Below are 225 nucleotides of genomic sequence, written 5' to 3'. Positions count from 1 at the left end.
CGTCCCGCAGATCGAGGTGTCCTTCGACATCGACGCCAACGGCATCATGCACGTCACGGCCAAGGACCTCGGCACGGGCAAGGAGCAGAAGATGACCGTCACCGGCGGCTCTTCCCTCGCCAAGGACGACATCCGGCGCATGGTCGAGGAGGCCGAGCAGCACGCCGAGGAGGACCGCCGGCGCAAGGAGGCGGCCGAGACCCGCAACCAGGGCGAGCAGCTCGT

General features: G+C 68.4%; 1 protein-coding gene. It reads left to right on the top strand.

The genetic code is table 11. The annotated features are described in order from the left end of the window. On the top strand, positions 1–225 hold a 225-nt coding region (locus LG632_RS30060; protein WP_226731091.1), incomplete at both ends, for an Hsp70 family protein.

This window comes from Streptomyces antimicrobicus (genome assembly GCF_020532625.1).
GTDB classification, from domain to species: Bacteria; Actinomycetota; Actinomycetes; order Streptomycetales; family Streptomycetaceae; genus Streptomyces; species Streptomyces antimicrobicus.
Note: the sequence above shows the minus strand (reverse complement) of the source record. Positions and strands in the feature narration are given on the sequence as shown.